At 70.8% G+C, this 17,604-nt stretch carries 16 protein-coding genes; 9 read left to right on the top strand and 7 right to left on the bottom strand.

Going from position 1 to position 17,604, the window contains the following annotated elements; translation table 11 throughout:
* The first annotated feature begins 8 nt into the window (after positions 1–8).
* The gene (gene dacB, locus YWW_RS0125770) at positions 9–1,430 is read left to right on the top strand and encodes a D-alanyl-D-alanine carboxypeptidase/D-alanyl-D-alanine endopeptidase (RefSeq protein WP_155830412.1); all 1,422 of its coding nucleotides are present in this window, start codon (positions 9–11) and stop codon (positions 1,428–1,430) included.
* A gap of 194 nt (positions 1,431–1,624) precedes the next feature.
* On the opposite strand, the gene YWW_RS35540 is transcribed toward dacB, so the two are convergent.
* Positions 1,625–1,774 carry a YlcI/YnfO family protein gene (locus YWW_RS35540; RefSeq protein ID WP_155830411.1) on the bottom strand — a complete coding sequence of 50 codons (150 nt, stop codon included), beginning with the start codon at positions 1,772–1,774 and terminating at the stop codon, positions 1,625–1,627.
* Between the two features lie 73 nt (positions 1,775–1,847).
* Between YWW_RS35540 and YWW_RS35535 the strand changes: the two genes are divergently transcribed.
* From YWW_RS35535 to tilS, 3 genes are all read left to right on the top strand, one after another.
* Entirely contained in the window at positions 1,848–3,296 is a 1,449-nt protein-coding gene (locus tag YWW_RS35535) for an RNA-guided endonuclease InsQ/TnpB family protein (protein ID WP_211228702.1), read from the top strand.
* A 191-nt stretch (positions 3,297–3,487) separates the two neighbouring features.
* The gene (locus tag YWW_RS0125755) at positions 3,488–4,597 is read left to right on the top strand and encodes a zinc-dependent metalloprotease (protein WP_081687781.1); all 1,110 of its coding nucleotides are present in this window, start codon (positions 3,488–3,490) and stop codon (positions 4,595–4,597) included.
* Positions 4,590–5,561 carry a tRNA lysidine(34) synthetase TilS gene (gene tilS / locus YWW_RS0125750; RefSeq protein WP_026932325.1) on the top strand — a complete coding sequence of 324 codons (972 nt, stop codon included), beginning with the start codon at positions 4,590–4,592 and terminating at the stop codon, positions 5,559–5,561. Before YWW_RS0125755 ends, tilS begins: the two co-directional genes overlap by 8 nt.
* Positions 5,562–5,573: 12 nt before the next feature.
* On the opposite strand, the gene hpt is transcribed toward tilS, so the two are convergent.
* Complete coding sequence (gene hpt, locus YWW_RS0125745) at positions 5,574–6,212, bottom strand: hypoxanthine phosphoribosyltransferase (RefSeq protein WP_081687780.1); 639 nt, start codon at positions 6,210–6,212, stop codon at positions 5,574–5,576.
* A 315-nt stretch (positions 6,213–6,527) separates the two neighbouring features.
* Here hpt and ftsH point away from each other — a divergent pair, with 315 nt between their 5' ends.
* Positions 6,528–8,435 (top strand): ATP-dependent zinc metalloprotease FtsH, encoded by a 1,908-nt coding sequence (gene ftsH / locus YWW_RS0125740; RefSeq protein WP_281171026.1) that lies wholly within the window; start codon positions 6,528–6,530, stop codon positions 8,433–8,435.
* A gap of 130 nt (positions 8,436–8,565) precedes the next feature.
* Positions 8,566–9,204 carry a GTP cyclohydrolase I FolE gene (gene folE, locus YWW_RS0125735; RefSeq protein ID WP_026932322.1) on the top strand — a complete coding sequence of 213 codons (639 nt, stop codon included), beginning with the start codon at positions 8,566–8,568 and terminating at the stop codon, positions 9,202–9,204.
* 161 nt (positions 9,205–9,365) lie between these two features.
* On the opposite strand, the gene YWW_RS37100 is transcribed toward folE, so the two are convergent.
* Positions 9,366–10,013, bottom strand: coding sequence for a hypothetical protein (locus YWW_RS37100; RefSeq protein WP_211228701.1), 648 nt, complete (start codon positions 10,011–10,013; stop codon positions 9,366–9,368).
* 175 nt (positions 10,014–10,188) lie between these two features.
* On the opposite strand from YWW_RS37100, the gene YWW_RS0125725 reads away from it, so the two are divergent.
* Positions 10,189–10,773 (top strand): hypothetical protein, encoded by a 585-nt coding sequence (locus tag YWW_RS0125725; RefSeq protein ID WP_026932321.1) that lies wholly within the window; start codon positions 10,189–10,191, stop codon positions 10,771–10,773.
* A gap of 65 nt (positions 10,774–10,838) precedes the next feature.
* Here the strand turns inward: YWW_RS0125725 and YWW_RS0125720 are convergent, their stop codons facing one another.
* The 4 genes from YWW_RS0125720 to YWW_RS0125705 all read right to left on the bottom strand — a co-directional run bounded on the left by YWW_RS0125720 (position 10,839) and on the right by YWW_RS0125705 (position 15,463).
* Positions 10,839–11,216 carry a hypothetical protein gene (locus tag YWW_RS0125720; protein ID WP_026932320.1) on the bottom strand — a complete coding sequence of 126 codons (378 nt, stop codon included), beginning with the start codon at positions 11,214–11,216 and terminating at the stop codon, positions 10,839–10,841.
* Positions 11,217–11,344: 128 nt separating this feature from the next.
* Positions 11,345–12,538, bottom strand: a complete 1,194-nt coding sequence (locus tag YWW_RS0125715) for a DNA polymerase III subunit delta' (RefSeq protein WP_425402714.1) — start codon at positions 12,536–12,538, stop codon at positions 11,345–11,347.
* On the bottom strand, positions 12,502–14,619 hold the full coding sequence (tmk, locus tag YWW_RS33170) for a dTMP kinase (RefSeq protein ID WP_051326328.1): 2,118 nt from the start codon (positions 14,617–14,619) through the stop codon (positions 12,502–12,504). Before tmk ends, YWW_RS0125715 begins: the two co-directional genes overlap by 37 nt.
* 172 nt (positions 14,620–14,791) lie before the next feature.
* On the bottom strand, positions 14,792–15,463 hold the full coding sequence (locus YWW_RS0125705) for a TetR/AcrR family transcriptional regulator (RefSeq protein WP_162146008.1): 672 nt from the start codon (positions 15,461–15,463) through the stop codon (positions 14,792–14,794).
* Between the two features lie 321 nt (positions 15,464–15,784).
* Between YWW_RS0125705 and mshA the strand changes: the two genes are divergently transcribed.
* Both mshA and YWW_RS0125695 read left to right on the top strand, forming a co-directional pair.
* On the top strand, positions 15,785–17,086 hold the full coding sequence (gene mshA, locus YWW_RS0125700; RefSeq protein ID WP_051326327.1) for a D-inositol-3-phosphate glycosyltransferase: 1,302 nt from the start codon (positions 15,785–15,787) through the stop codon (positions 17,084–17,086).
* Positions 17,083–17,559, top strand: a complete 477-nt coding sequence (locus YWW_RS0125695) for a type III secretion system chaperone family protein (RefSeq protein ID WP_026932316.1) — start codon at positions 17,083–17,085, stop codon at positions 17,557–17,559. The genes mshA and YWW_RS0125695 overlap by 4 nt, the downstream gene beginning before the upstream one ends.
* Positions 17,560–17,604: the final 45 nt, after the last annotated feature.

Genomic DNA, 17,604 nt, shown 5'->3' with positions numbered 1-17,604 from the left:
CTCTGTGCATGGCCCGCAGTGACAACGCCGACCCCGAAGTCGCGAGTACTACGCCACACGGTCGACCTGAGGAATCACCCCCCGACGCCCCCCGCAAACGCCGACGGACCGTCCTGGTGTGGGCTTTGTCGCTCCTCGTCGTCGCCGTGGCGGCCATGGGAGGCGCGGTGTGGGCGCTCCAGGCGTTGACAGAGCCTCAGACCGGGGCCTTCACCGCCCCGGAGGCGTACCCGCCGGCCGAGCCGCCCCGGGTCCTGGCCTCGGCGGACGAGAGCGCGCCGGTCCCCGACCTGGCCTCGGCGCTGCCCGAGCTGCTGGCCGACCCGCGGTTCTCGGGGAACCTGTCGGCGGTGTTCGCCGACGCCCTGACCGGCGAGATCCTCTACGAGCAGGCGGGCACGACGCCGATGACACCGGCCTCCTCCATGAAGGTCGTGACGGGCGTCGCCGCCTTCGAACACCTGGGCGCGGAGTACCGGATCCCGACGACGGTGGTCGAGGGCCCCGACGAGGACTCGGTGGTGCTCGTGGCGGGCGGGGACGTCGCCATGACCGTCGACGGCGAGGGCTACTACGGGACGGGCGCGAGCCTGACCGAGCTGGCCGAGGCGGTCCTGGCCGCCCGCGACGGCATCGCGCCGAGCACGGTCTACCTGGACACGAGCCTCTTCACCGACACGGTCAACGCCCCCGGCGTGCCGATGTCGGACCTGAACCTCTACACCGCCCCGGCCGCGCCGATCATGCTCGACGGCGGCCGGATCGACAACACGGTGCACTACACGCCGCACCACCAGGACCCGGCGCTGTACGCGGCGGAGGTCTTCGCGGGGCTGCTCGGCGCCGGCCAGGTCGCCGAGGGGACGGCCGAGGAGGGCGCCGCGGAGCTGGCGACGGTCTACTCCGAGCCGATGGCCTCGCTGGTGGACTTCCTGGTCCTGACCTCGGACAACGAGCTGGCCGACGCGGTGGCGTTCCAGACGGCGCTGGCCGTGGAGGGCGAGATGACGTGGGGCGCGATCGGGCAGGCCCACATGGCGACGCTGGAGTCGCTGGGCGTGGACACGACGGGCCTGGTCCTCAACGACGGCTCGGGCATGTCCCCGGCGAACCGCCTCACGGCCACGGCGTTCGCGCAGCTCATGACGGCGGCGGCGTCGTCGCAGGCCAGTTCGGTGTTCCAATCGCTGCCGGTGGCCGGCTGGTCGGGCTCGCTCGCCGAGCGCTTCAGCACGGCAGAGGAGGGCGAGGGCGTGGTGCGCGCGAAGACGGGGACGCTCACGGGCGTGTCGTCGCTGACCGGCTCGGTCACCACCGACGAGGGCCGGTTGATCGTGTTCTCGATGATCAGCAACGGGAGCGCGAACCCGCGCGATGTGGAGGCGGCGATGGACGAGGTGACGACGGCGGTCTCGCTGTGCGGGTGCTGAGGCGCCCGGCCGCCCCCGGGTGAGAACGGCCGGGGCCGGGTCAGCGCCAGGTGTCCTCGACGGTGGCGCAGCCTTCGGTCGGGACGGTCACGGTGCGGTTCGCGCCGGACTCCCAGGCGGCGACCGTGTTCGCGTATTCGCCGCGGGGCCGAGGCGCAGGCCGAACGTCCTGCAGGGTAGGTCGGAGAAAGCGGTTAATCCTTCGGGGATTGACCGCGTTCGGAGCCGGTCGCGCGTCTGATCGTCGCGATGATCCATGAGTTCAGTGAGCGGTCATCCGCCTCCGCCGCCCGTTTAGCAAGTTCGTGCAGATCGTCAGGCAGCCTCAGGTTCACATGCTTCATGGTCTCAATACTATGCTATTATGGGACCATGTCAAGGTTTCGGATGTACCCTACGCCCGCCCAGGAGCAGCAGATGCTGCGGCACTGCGCGCACGCTCGGTACGTCTGGAACCTTGCGGTCGAGCAGCGCTCCTACCGGGCTCGACATAAAGGCCCGACGCCCCAGTACGTCGAACTCACCCGGCAGTTGACCGAGGCCCGCGCCGAGTTCACATGGCTGCGCGAGGGCAACGCGGAGATCCAACAGCAGGCACTGCGCGATTTCGACCAAGCCGTATCGCGTCGGTTCGCCTCCGGGTTCGGCGAACCGACATGGCGGAAACGGTACCGGCATGAGGGTTTCCGGGTTATCGGCACTGAGCGGGTCCCCGCGTTCGAATCCGACGGGTCGCCGAAGCTGAACGCCAAGGGCAGGCAGGTCATGTCCCGCTCGGTCCGGGTCGAGCGGCTGAACCGTCGCTGGGCCCGGGTAAGTATCCCCGGGTGCGGCCCGGTCCGGTTCCGCATCGGCCGCAAACAGCGGCTCCCGGAGGCGAAGACGTTCCGTGTCACCTACCGGAGGGGGCAGTGGCATACGGCGTTCGCGATCATCCCTGATCCGAAACCAGCGCCGGGCACCGGCGCGGTCGTCGGGGTCGACCGTGGCGTGAGAATCACCGCCGCACTCTCGGACGGCCGCACCCTCAACTGCCCGCAGCTCAGCCCCAAGGAGCTGGCGCGGTACCGGAAGCACCAGCGCCGCGCCGCGAAAGCACCGAAAGACTCGGTTCGGAAGGCCGCCGAGTACGCCAAAGCCGCGAAGATCAAAACGGCCGAGGTGAATCGGCGTAAGGACTGGGTCGAGAAAACCAGCACGATGCTCGCCGAGTCGTTCGATGTGATCCGGTTCGAGAAGCTCAACATCACGAACATGACCGCCTCTGCTAAAGGCACGGCCAAGCAGCCGGGCCGGAACATCGCTCAGAAGTCCGGGCTGAATCGGGCGATCCTCGCCCAAGGGTGGGGCGCACTGCGGCAGCGCACTGCCCAGAAAGCCCTCAGCCGCGTCGAGGACGTGCCGGCGCCGTACACCAGTCTGCGATGTAGTGTCTGCGGATGGATCGACAAGCACTCGCGCAAGAGCCAAGCCGAGTTCGTCTGTTCGTCCTGCGGTTTCACCTGCAACGCTGATACCAACGCAAGCTTGAACGTCGCGGCAGGACATGTCGGAGGGGCGACACCGCGTCAGCGGTCGAGCGTCCGTGAACCTCAACTTACAGCAAGTTGGAATCCCCGGATTTTAGACCGGGGAGGATGTCAATCGAACATGTTGAGGATCGAGTCGCCGCCGCTCAGTGCGGCGGCGGGTGCGGCTTGCGGCGCGGTCTGGGGCGCGGTCTGGTCGCCGTGCGCGGTCGGTCCGGCCGCGGCGAAGGCCGCGGCGAAGGCCGCGGCGAAGGCCGCGGCGGCGGCCGCGAGGAGGACGGCGCCGACGGCGGCCGTCGCTCTGCCGCGCGGTGCGTTTCGGTGGGGCGTGACGTGAGGCATCGTTGCTCCTTGGGAAGATCTTGCGGTAGATCGCGCAAGATTTTGCCGATTGAACAAGAACGTAACATCATCACGTCATGAATTTCAAGAACTTCGATACATGAATTCCTTTGCGGCGACTCGGGGACACCGCCGAGTCCGCGGATGAGAGTGGCGAGCCGACTGCACTCTGGATAGGCTGGACCGATGGCACCGCCCGTGAGCAATCCGATGCTGCCGTCCATCGACTGGCGCACCGCGGCCTCGTGTTCACGCGCCTTCACCCGCGGCGGCCCCAGCATGAGCCCCGAAGGGGCCCTCGACGTCGTCGCCGACCTGCACCGCCACGCGCGCACCGCCACCGAGCTCGTCACCGACTACACCGGACTCACCCCCGCCGTCGAGGCGCCCATCGACGTCGTCGACCGCGTCCGCTGGAGCCATGTCAACATCGCCGGACTCAGGCGCCTGCTCAACGAGCTGGGCGCCGCCGAGGCCGACGCCGACCCCGCGCGCCAGCTCGGCGCCGCAGCCAAGGTCACCGGCGTCCAGGCCGGAGCCGTCCTCGCGTTCCTGTCCTCCCGCGTCCTCGGCCAGTTCGAGACCTTCTCCACCGACTCCGGCCGGCTCCTGTTCGTCGCCCCCAACATCGTCGACGTCGAACGGCGCCTTCGGCTCCCCACCAGAGAGTTCCGGCTGTGGATCGCCGTCCACGAAGCCGCGCACCTCACGCAGTTCACCGCGGTGCCGTGGATGAGAGACCACTTCCACGGCCTCATCCGCACCTTCTTCGACGCCGCCGAACCAGAGGAGTCCTCGGCCTCGCAGCTCGGCCGGGCCGTGCGGCGGGCCCTGAACGCCGCCCGCGAGGAGGCCTCCGGCGAACCGCCGGTCGGCGAGCTGCCCGGCGCGGATGTCATGGCCGCCATGACCAGCCCCGAACAGCGCGAGGCGATCACGCAGATCCAGGCGCTCATGACCCTCCTGGAGGGACACGCCGAGTCCGTCATGGACGGCGTCGGCCGCACCCACATCGAGCACGTCGCGCTGCTGCGCCGCCGCTTCGACCGCCGCCGCGCGCACCCCAGCGCCATCCAGCGCTTCCTGCGCCAGCTCCTCGGACTGGACGCCAAGATGCGCCAGTACGCGGCCGGGCGGCGCTTCGTCGACCAGATCGTCGCCGACCACGGCGTCACCGGCTTCAGCCGCGTGTGGGACTCCCCCGAGAACCTGCCGACCGAAACCGAGATCGAACGGCCCGAGACCTGGGTCGCGCGGGTCCTGAACGGCCCGTCCGCGGCGATCGGGCATGGCTAGGCTGCCCGGATCGCTCGCGCGGCTGCGCGTCGCCGTCCGCGACTGCCTGGACGACCTCCCCCGCGGCTCGCTGGTGCTCGTCGCCTGCTCGGGCGGCCCCGACTCCATGGCCCTGGCCGACACCCTCGCCTTCTGCGCCCCGCGCGCGGGACTGCGCGCCGGGCTCGTCACCGTCGACCACGGCCTCCAGGACGGCTCGGCCGAACGCGCCGCCGAGCTCGCCGAATGGGGCCTCGGCATCGGGCTCGACCCGTCGGAGGCCGCGACCGTGCAGGTCCTGGGCTCGGGCGGGCCGGAGGCGGCGGCCAGGGAGGCGCGGTACGCGGCGCTGGACTGGGCGGCCGAGCGGCACGGCGCCAAGGCGGTCCTGCTCGGGCACACCCGCGACGACCAGGCCGAGACGGTGCTGCTGGCGCTCACCCGCGGCGCCGGGCCACGCGGCATCGCCGGGATGCGGGCGGTGCGCGGACGCTACCGGCGCCCGCTGCTGGGCATCGGCCGCGACGACACCCACGCCGCGTGCGAGGAGCGCGGCCTCAAACCGTGGACCGACCCGCACAACGCCGACCCGCGCTTCCGCCGCTCGGCGCTGCGGGGCGCCATGGGCGTCCTCACCGAGACGCTCGGCGACGACATCGTGGCGAACCTGGCGCGCACCGCCGCGCTCGTGGCCGCCGACACCGACCACCTCGACGCCGAGGCCGCCGCCGTGGCCGACTCGTGCGCCGACGGCGGCGCGCTGCTCGTCGAACCGCTTGCCGCGCTGCCCGCGCCGATCCGGCAGCGGGTGGTCAGGACATGGATTTTTCAGCTGGGAGTGAACGGCGCGGACCTCAATCACCACCACCTCGACGCGGTCGAAGCGCTCGTGGCCGCCTGGCACGGCCAAGGGCCGACGTTCCTGCCGGGCGGCGTCGAAGTGCGCCGCGAACGAGGCAGGATCACCGCCGCCCGGCCCGCCTGAGCTGGGGCGACACTAGGGTTTCTGGTAGATCTCCGGTTTGAGGACCCCGATGAACGGCAGCTCGCGGTAGCGCTCGGCGTAGTCGAGGCCGTAGCCGACGACGAACTCGTTCGGGATGTCGAAGCCGAGGTAGGAGACCGGGATGTCGGCGCGCTGCATGCCCGGCTTGCGGAGCATGGCGACCACCCGCACCGAGGCCGGGTTCAGGCCCTCGAGGTACTTGAGCAGCCACGACAGCGTCAGCCCCGAGTCGATGATGTCCTCGACGACGACGATGTGCTTGCCGGTCACGTCCGAGTCGATGTCCTTGAGGATCCGCACCGTCCCCGAGGAACTGGTCGAGTTCCCGTAGGAGGACAGGGCCATGAACTCCATCTTCACCGGGACGGTGAGCGCCCTGGCGAAGTCGGCCATGAACATGACCGCCCCCTTGAACACCCCCACGAGCAGGAGCTCGTCGCCGGTCGCGGCGGCGCTGTCGGCGAAGTCGCGCGAGACCTGATCGGCCAGTTCCGCGACCTTGGAACGGATCTCGTCCTCGGTGATGATGGTGCGCTCGATCTCATCGGCGTACCACGAGTCCGGGTCGAACACCGCGTCCTCGGCCGCCGCGGACGGTACTGATGCTGGGCTGGCTAGCTCCGACGTCATGTCTCAAGAGTGCCACCCGGCTCTCGCCGACGCTGGCTTGGGTGGGCGCAGTCCACACGGGCGTGGTAGGAATTACTGATCACAATGCGCGGCAGTCGACGGTAGCGGAGCGAACGTTTCACGCCTGTGCCGTGTACTTTCGAATTGTCGGCAGATCGGCGAAGACTGCACCCGTTGAATCGCCGGGCCTGGCGACACCCGCGAGCCATGGATTCGGCTGGCGGACCCGCAGCGAGTCGCGATGAACGCAGGAGGAAGCGAGTGGTCGACGCCGGGAAGCCCACACCTGAGCGGAAGCGGTTTTTCCGGAGGCCGTTGGTCTGGATCCTGCTCATCGCAGTGATCGCGGTCCTGATCGGCACCTTCTTCTCCGGCGGCTCCGATTATGAGGAGGCCACCACTTCCGAGGTCCTCGACCACATCGCCGCCGGCGAGGTCGAGGAGGCGAACATCCTCGACAAGGAGCAGCTGGTCCAGGTCACGCTGACCGACGGCAGCATGGTCGAGGCGTACGTGCCGGCCGGGATGCCCGAGACGGTCGCGCAGGCCCTCGACGAGGGGAACGTCGACTTCGACACCGAGGTCAACGAGACCTCGGTGTTCGTCTCGTTCCTGCTGAGCATGCTGCCGATCGTCCTCATCGTTCTCCTGCTGCTGTTCTTCATGTCACAGATGCAGGGCGGCGGCTCGCGGGTCCTCAACTTCGGCAAGTCCAAGGCCAAGATGGTCTCCAAGGACACCCCGAAGACCACTTTCGACGACGTGGCCGGCTCCGACGAGGCCGTCGAGGAGCTCCGCGAGATCAAGGACTTCCTCGAGGACCCCAAGAAGTACCAGGAGCTGGGCGCCAAGATCCCCAAGGGCGTGCTGCTGTTCGGCCCTCCCGGCACCGGCAAGACGCTGCTGGCCCGCGCCGTCGCCGGCGAGGCGGGCGTGCCGTTCTACTCCATCTCCGGCTCGGACTTCGTCGAGATGTTCGTCGGCGTCGGCGCCTCCCGCGTGCGGGACCTGTTCACGCAGGCCAAGGAGAACGCGCCCGCGATCGTGTTCGTCGACGAGATCGACGCCGTCGGCCGCCACAGGGGCGCCGGCATGGGCGGCGGCCACGACGAGCGCGAGCAGACGCTCAACCAGCTGCTGGTCGAGATGGACGGCTTCGACACCCGCGGCGGGGTCATCCTCATCGCCGCGACGAACCGCCCCGACATCCTCGACCCGGCGCTGCTGCGCCCGGGCCGCTTCGACCGCCAGATCCCCGTCGACGCCCCCGACAAGGACGGGCGCACCGCGATCCTGTCGGTGCACGCCAAGGGCAAGCCGTTCGTCCCCGACGTCGAGTTCGAGACGATCGCGCGCCGCACGCCCGGCTTCTCCGGCGCCGACCTCGAGAACGTCATCAACGAGGCCGCGCTGCTGACCGCCCGCCGCAACGAGAAGGCCATCTCGAACGACGCGCTCGAGGAGGCCATCGACCGCGTCATCGCCGGGCCCGAGCGCAAGGGCCGGGTCATGGGCGAGGAAGAGAAGAAGATGACCGCCTACCACGAGGGCGGGCACGCCCTGGTGGCGTGGGCGCTGCCGCACGCGGCCCCGGTGCACAAGCTGACGATCCTGCCGCGCGGGCGCAGCCTCGGGCACACGCTGGTGCTGCCGACCGAGGACAAGTACTCGCAGTCGCGCTCGGAGATGATCGACACCCTCGCGTACGCCCTGGGCGGGCGCGCCGCCGAGGAGCTGGTCTACCACGACCCGACCACGGGCGCGCAGAACGACATCGAGAAGGCCACGAAGGTGGCCCGCGCGATGGTCACCGAGTACGGCATGTCCGCGAAGCTGGGCGCGGTCAAGTACGGCTCGGCCGACTCCGAGCCGTTCCTGGGCAAGGAGTACGGCCACGCGCGCGACTACTCCAACGAGATCGCCGCCACGATCGACGCGGAGGTCAGGGCGCTGATCGAGATCGCCCACGACGAGGCGTACGCGATCCTCACCGAGTACCGCGACGTGCTGGACCAGATGGTCGTGGAGCTGCTCGAGAAGGAGACGCTCACGCAGGAGGACCTCTCGCGGATCGCCGAGCGGGTCGAGAAGCGCCCGCCGATGTCGCCGTTCAACGGGACGTCGAGCCGCAGGCCCTCGGGCCAGCCGCCGGTGTCCTCGCCGAACGGCTCGCGGCCCGTCGCCGACTCGTCCGGCGAGGAGCTCGAGCAGCCCTCGTCCTGAGGCCTTCCGCCGCGGAGCGGATGGGGCGGTCCTCACAGGCCGCGCTCGAAGTCGAGCGGATGTCGGTCCCGGCTCGTAGGCTCGGATCATGAAACCGAAGCAATACGAGCCGTCGTCGTAGGCTTGTGCGATGGCTGAACTCGACACTCTGGCCGCCCGCCTGCTCGACGGCCGCATCAACGGGAGTCCGGTGGAGGACGCGGTCGACCTGCCTCGGATCGAGGCCGCCGTCCGCGAGATCCTCTTCGCGGTGGGCGAGGACCCCGAGCGGGAGGGCCTGAAGGAGACCCCTCGGCGCGTGGCGCGCGCGTACGCCGAGTTGTTCGCCGGGCTCCGGGTGGATCCCGAGCAGGTGCTGAAGGCCTCGTTCGACGAGGACCACAACGAATTGGTGCTGGTGCGCGACATCGAGGTGCAGTCGTTCTGCGAGCACCATCTGCTGCCGTTCACCGGCGTCGCCCACGTCGGCTACATCCCCGGCTCGGCCGGGCGGGTGGCGGGCCTGTCGAAGCTGGCGCGGCTGGTCGAGGTGTACTCCAGGCGCCCGCAGGTGCAGGAGCGGCTGACGAGCCAGATCGCCGACCAGCTGTACAAGTCCCTGGAGGCGAGCGGCGTCATCGTCGTCGTGGAGTGCGAGCACACGTGCATGTCGATGCGCGGCATCCGAAAACAGGGTTCGACGACGATCACCTCGGCGGTGCGGGGCATCCTCCAGTCCGACGCGAGGACGAGGGCCGAGGCGATGTCGCTGCTGCGCGGCACCGGCTGAGCGGGGCCGCGGACGCGGCCGCCGCTGGGTGGAGCGGCATCGGCGGCGAATGGTCATGGACGAGCGAAAAGGCCGGATGCGTTCGCATCCGGCCTTTTCGATTCTCGGTTCTTTCGCGAGTCCCAGGGTTACCGAAGCGCCCGGACACCGGGCGCCCGGCGTTAGAGAACCTCGCCGGTCGAGGACTGGAAGTTGCCGTCGGTGCCGGACGGCGCGTCCTCGGTGCCCGGGTTCGGGTTGTAGGCCTCGGGCGTGGTCTCGACCTGGTCGAGGTAGCCGTCGCCGTCGGTGTCGGTCATGACGGTGTTGGCGTAGCCGTCGCCGTCCGAGTCGATGCTGACCTCGTCGACGAAGCCGTCGCCGTTGGCGTCGACGATGACGGTGTCGGTGTAGCCGTCGCCGTCGGTGTCGGAGGCGACCGTGTCGATGTAGCCGTCGGCGTTGGTGTCCGAGCTGACCTGGTCGACGACGCCGTCACCGGAGGTGTCGGAGGCGATCTCGTCGATGTAGGTGTCACCGTCGGTGTCGAAGGCCTGCGACTCGAAGGTGCCGTTGCCGTCCATGTCGAGGTGCAGCTCGTCGGAGACGCCGTCGCCGTCGGTGTCCACCGCGACGCCGTCCGCGACGCCGTCGTAGTTGGCGTCGACGTAGGTGTTGCCGTCGGCGGTGAAGGTGGAGTCCTCGACCCCATCACCGTCGATGTCGAAGACCTCGGTGGTGGTCTCGGAGGTGTAGTCGTCCTCGGCGGCGTAGTCCTCTTCGGTGCCCGCGACGTCTTCTTCGACGCTGGTGTCGTCGTACTCGCTCATGGTTCCATCCTCTTTCGGTTCAGTGTTCGGAGCAGTGTTCCGTGCTTGTGAGTAGAACTCTATGGCAGCCGCACCGGCCGTGAATCCCCAGAGTGTGCCAACCGCCTATCCTGGTTCAAACCCGCTTGCGGGCGGGCTTGCCTGATCGATTGTCTGATTTGCCTGGAGTGTGCGGGTGGGAATCGCCGACAACGCCTTCGACGTCCCCGATCCGCCGCCCGTACTGGTCCCGGTGCCGGCGGTGCGCGTGTTCGACATGCACTCGGCGCGGGTGGTGTGCGGTGCGGCGGGCATCGGCTGGCAGTTCGACCTGCGGGCGGACGACCCCGTGACACGCGAGGGGACGCTGCTGGTCCCGCTGATCACCGAGGCCGACTACTACCGGGCCGTGGACGGCGACGGGGACGCCTACGCGACGCTCGTGCCGGCCGAGGACGTGTGGGTGCAGCGGCCCGAGTCGAACCCGGAGACCTCGACGCCGCCGCCGGGCTACCTCATCGACCGGCTGACCGACCCGGACGCGCCGCCGGTGCGCAGGCCGTTCCCGGCCTCGGACGTGCCGGGGCTGGTGGGGCAGCGGGTCTGGTACTGGCGGGGCGGGGAGTTCCGCGACGACTACCGCTGCGTCTCGGAGCCGTTCGAGATCGACGGCGACTTCTGCGTCCGGGTGGTCGAGGAGGCCGCGTGGTACCGGTGGCGGCGCACCGGGCAGCCGCCGAAGCCGATCGACGCGTTCATCCACCACCTGTGGACGCAGTAGGGCGCCGCCTGAGAGGTGCGCACCGCTGTGACGTCGCGGTCCGACGGCTCGGGAGGCCCGCTCGGCTAGGTGCGCTCGAAGTAATGCCGGTTCGGGCCGTCGGGGCCGTCCGGCATCAGGTAGAGCCGGTCGGCGGAGTCGAACCAGATCTGGATGTTGCCCATGCGGTCCACGGGCTCGTCGTAGGTGAAGTCGATGAAGTCGTCGGCGTGGTCGCTCGTGACGAGGTTCCAGGTGCCTTCCCGCTCGGGGCGGTCCGTCTCGACGGCGGTCATGGTTCCCGTGCCGTCGGATCGCAGGGTGATCGTGTCCCCGTCGCCGTCCGCGAAGGTGCCCGCGAGGTCCGCGGCGCTCTCGACCTCGGGAACACAGGCCGCCAGGGCGGTCATGAGGACTGCGGCGGCGAGCGGGCCGAACGGCGACCGGCGATGAACGCGTGGCATGGGGGTTCCCTTCGTGTCGGGGCTTCGGACTGCGCCGGACCTGGGATCGAGCATACCTCATTTTTGAACATGTTCAACTCGATGGCCTGGAGCAGCCCGACGGGAAGACGGTCCTCCGAGTTCGGGTCCTAGACCTGCCAGAGCTTCGTCATCATCGCCTCCACGGCGATGCGCGGGCGCACGTTCGCCTCGATGGCCTTGCGGCACTCCAGGATCGCGTCGATGCGGCGCAGCAGCGACTCGGCGCTGAGCTTCCCGGCGGCGGCCCTGGTGGTCTCGGCCATGTCGGGGTGGATCGGCGGGACGCGCGCCCCGAAGCCCGCGGCGAGCGCGTCGCGGTAGAACGCGGCGAGGTCGACCAGAGCGCGGTCGAGCGAGTCGCGCTGGGCGCGCGTGTCGCGGGTCTTCTGGCGCTTCTCGAGCTCCTTCATGGCCGCGGCGGAGCCGCGGGCGGCCTTCGAGGCGCCTTTGCCGGTGCCGCCCTTGCCGAGCGCGGTCTCCAACGCCTCCTTCTCGGCGGCCGAGCGCTCGGTGTAGGTGCCGGCGGCCTCGGCCTCGGCGGCCTCGATGAGTTCGACGGCGGCGGTGAAGCAGGCGCCCAGGCCGGTCAGGCGCCTGGGGATCTGGAGGACATCGTGGCGCCTGACGCGGGCGTCGGCGTCGGTGGCGAGGCGCCTGGCGCGCCCGACGTGGCCTTGGGCGGCGGCGGCGTACAGCTCGGCCTCGCGCCGGTCGAGCCCGTCGCGGGCGACCAGGAGCTCGGCGATCGCGCCGGGCGGCGGCTGCCGCAGCACCAGGACGCGGCAGCGGGAGCGGATCGTCACCGAGACCTCGGCGGGGTTCGTCGAGGGCGCGCACAGCAGGAACGCGGTCCGCGCCGGGGGTTCTTCGACGGCTTTGAGCAGGGCGTTCGCGGCGGCCTCGGTGAGGCGGTCGGCGTCTTCGACGATGAGGATCTGCCAGTGGCCGGAGGTGGGCGCGCGCCCGGCCTCCAGGATCAGCGTGCGGACCTGGTCGACGCCGAGGGACAGGCCCTCGGGGATGACGCGGGTGACGTCGGGGTGGGTGCCGCCGAGGACGGTGCGGCAGCTGTGGCACTCGCCGCAGCCGCCGTCGTCGCATTGGAGGGCGGCGGCGAAGGCGACGGCGGCGGTGGAGCGGCCGGAGCCGGGCGGGCCGGTGAACAGCCACGCGTGGGTCATGCCGAGGCCGCGGGCGGCTTCGGAGAGGACGCGCTGGGCTTCGGACTGGCCGACCAGTTCGTCGAAGACGCCTCCCGCGCCGTTCACGGCCGACCGGCCTCTTCGGCGACGCTGGCCCACGGGGCGCCTTCGGCGCCGTCGGCGTCGAGTCCGGGCCAGCGGGTCTCGGTGCGGGAGGCCTCGGTGCGGATGTCGAGGCGTTCGGCGACGGCGTCGCGGACGGCCGCGGCGATCTCGTCGGGGGTGCCGCCCGCGGGGATGACGAGGTAGCGCCCCGGGTCCTTGTCGGCGAGGTCGAGGAAGGTCTGGCGGACGCGCTCGTGGAACAGCAGGTCTTCCTGTTCGAGGCGGTCGCCTTCGCCGCCGCCCTTGGCGCGGGCCAGGCCGGCCTCGGGTTCGACGTCGAGCACGACGGTCAGGTCGGGTTTGAGCCCGCCGGTGGCCCACTTCGAGACCCACGCGACCTCGTCCCGGCCCAGGCTGCGTCCCGAGCCCTGGTAGGCGATGGAGGAGTCGACATAGCGGTCGGAGACGACGACGGCGCCGCGTTCGAGGGCGGGCCGGATGACCTTGTCGACGTGCTGGGCGCGGTCGGCGGCGTACAGGAGGGCCTCGGCGCGCGGCGCGGGGGCGGACTCGCCTCCGGAGTCGAGCAGGAGGGTCCGGATGCGCATGCCGATGTCGGTGGCGCCGGGCTCGCGGGTGAGGACGGCCTCGTAGCCGCGGAGCTTGAGCCAGGCGGCGAGTTTGACCGACTGGGTGGACTTGCCGGCGCCTTCGCCGCCTTCGAAGACGACGAAGAAGCCCTTGCTGTCGGTGGGGACGGCGGCGCTGAGGGGGCGGCCGCGCAGGGAGGACCAGAGGTCGGCGAGGACGGGCACGCCGGGCTTGTCGTCCATGCGGCGGAAGGCGGCGACGCCGAGCCAGGCGACGAGGACGGCGGCGACGAACAGGAGCACGCGGGCCATGGAGACCTGGACGACGGTGAAGCCGAGGTCGAGCTGGCGGGCGGCGTGCCAGCCGGCGAGCGGCGCGGCGGCGGTCATGGAGACCATGAGGATGACGCGGGCCGAGACGGCGATGAAGGCGAACATGCGGCCGCGGATGTCGTCCTCGACCTCCCGCTGGAGGAGGGTGATCCCGGCCAGGAACGCCATGCCCGCGCCGAGGCCGATGACCACGGAGCTGACCAGGGCGACCCACAGCCAGGGCGCGACGGCGTCCAGGGCGAGGCCGACGCCCGCCAGGACGATGCTCATGCCGAACCAGCGCAGGCGGGAGAGCTCGCGGACGAGCTTGGGCCCCAGCCCGATGCCGATGCCCAGGCCGAGGAACAGGAAGACGGCCAGGAGGTAGAAGGCGGCGTCGCCGGCGCCGATGTCGGCGGCGTAGAAGGTGCCGACGCCGATGAGGATGCCCGCGCCGCTGAACGCGCCGAGCATGCCGAGGACGAGGCCGCGGACGCGTTCGCGGCCCCGCAGGTAGGTCCAGCCTTCGACGAAGTCGGCCCACATCGAGCCGGTCTTGGCCTTCGCGCCGTCGCGGCCGGAGATCTGGGGGATGAGGAAGTAGACGGTGGCGGCGAGGATGGCGAACATGGCCGCGGTGAGGTACAGGGCCAGGACCATCGGCTCGGCCCAGGGGCCGAGGTTGGCCCAGACGTTGGTGCCGCGTTCGAGGCCGGCGAGGACCGCGAAGGCCAGGGGCGGGGCGAGGCCGTAGGTGGTGGCGAGGCTGAGCTGGTTGGCGGCCTCGTACTGCTGGGGCGGCAGGAGGTTCGGGACGGCGGCCTCCTTGGCGGGCGACCAGATCAGAACGGCCCCTTCGATGAGGAGCTGGGCGATCGCGAGCCAGGCGACGGTGATGGCCGTGGAGTCGGTGACGAGGTAGACGGTGGGGACCGAGGCGATCAGGAGGAAGCGGGCGGTGTCGCAGGCGGCCATGGTCTTGCGGCGGTCGAAGCGGTCGGCGAAGACGCCCGCGACGGGGCCGAGGATGAGCGAGGGGAGCAGGCGCAGGACGATGGTCGCCGAGAAGGCCGCGCCTTTGGCGGCGGGGTCGTCGAACAGGGACTGGGCGAAGCCCGCGGTGGCGAAGATGGCGAGCCAGTCGCCGAAGGAGGCCAGGCCGAGCACGGTCCACAGCCGCCTGAACGGTCGGATCTTCAGCACCGTCTTGAGATCGGCGGTCGTGTTCGCCATGCCACTCCTCAACGTTCGCCAGGCCGCGTCGGGTCGGCCGTGTTCTGGACCCGCGGGGATCGCGCCGGTCGCGGTGAGTCGGCCGGGACCGGCGGGACCGCACCGGGCCGACTAAGAGAAGACTAGTCGGCCCGGTGCGGTCCCGTTGCTCGGCGCGGTCCGAGTGAGTGCTCTACGACAGGCGGCGGGCCAGGTAGTCGCAGACGACGCGGTTGGCTTCGGCGATGGCCGCCGGGTCGCCCTCCGGGTCGCGGCGGAACGCCAGGCGGACCAGGGCCTGCCCGGTCTCGACGGCCACGGTGACCGTCTCGGAGAGCGGCGCGTCCCCGCCGAGGCCGAAGCGCTGCTCCAGGCCGGCGAGGATCTGCTCGGCGATGACGTCGCCGCCGGTGGTGATGGCGTCGGCGCGGCCGGGGTCGATCGCGTCGGCCAGGTGCAGGACCCTGAATCCCGGTGCGGTGCGGTACAGGTGGGCGTACTCGCCGACGGCGGTCTCGACTCCGGCCCGCCAGTCGGCGGGCGGCTCGGCGTCGAACCGCGCGGTGAGGCGCTCGAAGTACAGGTCGATGTAGCGCTGGCTGAGCGCTTCCGCGAGTGAGCGCTTGTCGCCGAAGAACTGATAGACCGATCCGATGGCGACGTCGGCTCGCTGGGCGATGGCCGTGGTCGACAGGCGGTCGTAGCCGACCTCCTCGATCAGGTCGGCGGCGGCGTCGAGCATCCTGCGGACGCGGGCGGCGCTGCGTTCCTGGACGGGCAGGCGGCGCAGCGAGTGCGCGGCGCCGAACTTCGGCGCCGGCGACATCGTCGGCTGCCTGGCGGCTGGCACGGTGACCGTGCTCATGGTGTTGTCTCCCCCCTCGTGATGACAAGTCTCCCCATCATGGACGACTTGCCCGGATTCGGGCCTCATTGCGGCCCGTGTCGCGAACAAATTTCTGGCTTATCGCCCGCTCGGGCGAACGCGGCCTGCGGATTTCGTCACGTCCGAGGGGACGGCGCTTGCCGGGGCGGACATGCCGGAGTTGACTTGCGGCTCGCGGGCTTCGGGCGGGCGGAAAGATTCCGAGGGCTCTGCGCGTTGTGCTGACGACGGCCCGCTCGAAGCGCGTCGGACGAGAAGCGGCGGGCCGCGGCAAGGTCGACATGCAGGAGAGGACGATTCATGCAGCACAGGCGAACCCCGGTCTTCCGAGCCCGATGCCGTCAGCGGGGCATCCGGCGGGTGGCGATGGTCTCGGTCCACACTTCCCCGCTCGCGCAACCGGGCACCGGCGACGCCGGAGGCATGAACGTCTACGTCCTCAACACCGCCACCGAACTCGCCCGCTCCGGCGTCGAGGTCGAGATCTTCACGCGCGCCACCAGCTCCGAGGAGCCGCCCACCGCCGAGGCCGCCCCCGGCGTGCTCGTCCACCACCTCCCCGCCGGGCCGTTCGAGGGCCTGTCGAAGAACGACCTGCCGACGCAGCTGTGCGCCTTCACCGGCGGGCTGCTGCGCGCCGAGGCCCACCGCCCCGCCGGGCACTACGACCTCATCCACGCCCACTACTGGCTGTCGGGCCAGGCTGGGTGGGTGGCCGCCGAGCGGTGGGGCGTGCCGCTGGTGCAGACCTTCCACACCCTCGCGAAGGTCAAGAACGCGCAGTTGGCCGAGGGCGACAGCCCCGAGCCGCACACGCGCGTGATCGGCGAGGAGCAGGTCGCCTCCGAGGCCGACCTCCTGATCGCCAACACGGCGGCCGAGGCCGCCGAGCTGCGGGACCACTACCGGGCCGAGGACGGGCGCATCGAGGTCGTGCATCCGGGCGTGGACCTGGACGTCTTCTCCCCCGGCGACCGCCGGGCCGCCAGAGAGGCGCTGCGTCTGCCGCCGGACGCGCTGGTGGTGGCGTTCGTCGGCCGGATCCAGCCGGCGAAGGCGCCGGACGTGCTGCTGCGGGGCCTGGCGCGGCTGCGCGAGACCGATCCGGCGCTGGCCGAGCGCATCGTCCCGGTGTTCGTGGGCGGGCCGTCGAACACCGATCTGTACTGGCTGCCGAAGCTGGCGTGGGAGCTGGGCCTGGGCGATCAGGCGCAGTGGCGGACGCCGCGCTCGGGCGAGGCCCTGGCGCAGGTGTACCGGGCCGCCGACGCGGTGGCCGTGCCGAGCTACAACGAGTCGTTCGGGCTGGTGGCGCTCGAAGCGCAGGCGAGCGGGACGCCGGTGCTGGCCGCGCGCGTCGGCGGGCTGCCGACCGCCGTGGCCGAGGGGCGCTCGGGGCTGCTGGTCGACTCGCATTCGGCCGACGACTGGGCCGCCTCGCTCGGCCGGGTCCTGGGCGACGCGGGGCTGCGCGGGCGGCTCGCGGCGGGCGCGAGGGCGCACGCCGAGGCGTTCTCGTGGAGCGCGACGGCGGCGGGGATCCGCGCCTCGTACTGCCGTGCCGCTGAGGCGCGGCGCGCGGCGCTTACGCTGAGACGGTGACAGGGAACCTCATCGCCGCTCTGGACGAGATGGGCCTGGAGTACCGGGCCGACGGGCCGCGCTCGGTGGCGCTGACGCTGCCGGGGCGGCGCAAGCTGGCGACGCCGTGCTCGCTGGTGGTCGAGGACCACGCGCTGCGCGTGGAGGCGTTCGTGGCGCGGCGTCCCGAGGAGAACGCCGAGGCGGTGTGGGCCGAGCTGCTGCGCCGCAACGGCAGGCTGTACGCCGTGTCGTTCGCGATCGACGAGTCGGGTGACGTCCACCTGGTGGGGCGGCTGCCGCTCGCGTCGGTGAACCCCGAGGAGCTGGACCGGGTGCTGGGCGCGGTGCTGGAGGCGGCGGACGAGACGTTCAACGTGATCTTGGAGCTGGGGTTCGCGACTTCGATCACCGAGGAGTGGCGCTGGCGCCTGGCCAGGGGCGAGTCGACGCGGAACCTGGAGGCCTTCGAGCACCTCAGACCGCGGGATTGATGCGTTCGGGCATCGGTGTCTCTGCTGTAGATCGTTCTGATGTAA

This window comes from Glycomyces tenuis DSM 44171 (assembly GCF_000427885.1).
Classification (GTDB): Bacteria; Actinomycetota; Actinomycetes; order Mycobacteriales; family Micromonosporaceae; genus Glycomyces; species Glycomyces tenuis.
This window is presented reverse-complemented; position numbering and strand designations above follow the sequence as displayed.

Excerpts from the sequence above, each read along its gene's own strand:
- dacB (WP_155830412.1), top strand. The coding sequence starts at position 9 with ATGGCCCGCAGTGACAACGCCGACCCCGAAGTCGCGAGTACTACGCCA.
- YWW_RS35540 (WP_155830411.1), bottom strand. The coding sequence starts at position 1,774 with ATGAAGCATGTGAACCTGAGGCTGCCTGACGATCTGCACGAACTTGCT.
- YWW_RS35535 (WP_211228702.1), top strand. The coding sequence starts at position 1,848 with ATGCTGCGGCACTGCGCGCACGCTCGGTACGTCTGGAACCTTGCGGTC.
- YWW_RS0125755 (WP_081687781.1), top strand. The coding sequence starts at position 3,488 with ATGGCACCGCCCGTGAGCAATCCGATGCTGCCGTCCATCGACTGGCGC.
- tilS (WP_026932325.1), top strand. The coding sequence starts at position 4,590 with ATGGCTAGGCTGCCCGGATCGCTCGCGCGGCTGCGCGTCGCCGTCCGC.
- hpt (WP_081687780.1), bottom strand. The coding sequence starts at position 6,212 with ATGACGTCGGAGCTAGCCAGCCCAGCATCAGTACCGTCCGCGGCGGCC.
- folE (WP_026932322.1), top strand. The coding sequence starts at position 8,566 with ATGGCTGAACTCGACACTCTGGCCGCCCGCCTGCTCGACGGCCGCATC.
- YWW_RS37100 (WP_211228701.1), bottom strand. The coding sequence starts at position 10,013 with ATGAGCGAGTACGACGACACCAGCGTCGAAGAAGACGTCGCGGGCACC.
- YWW_RS0125720 (WP_026932320.1), bottom strand. The coding sequence starts at position 11,216 with ATGCCACGCGTTCATCGCCGGTCGCCGTTCGGCCCGCTCGCCGCCGCA.
- tmk (WP_051326328.1), bottom strand. The coding sequence starts at position 14,619 with ATGGCGAACACGACCGCCGATCTCAAGACGGTGCTGAAGATCCGACCG.
- YWW_RS0125705 (WP_162146008.1), bottom strand. The coding sequence starts at position 15,463 with ATGAGCACGGTCACCGTGCCAGCCGCCAGGCAGCCGACGATGTCGCCG.
- mshA (WP_051326327.1), top strand. The coding sequence starts at position 15,785 with ATGCAGCACAGGCGAACCCCGGTCTTCCGAGCCCGATGCCGTCAGCGG.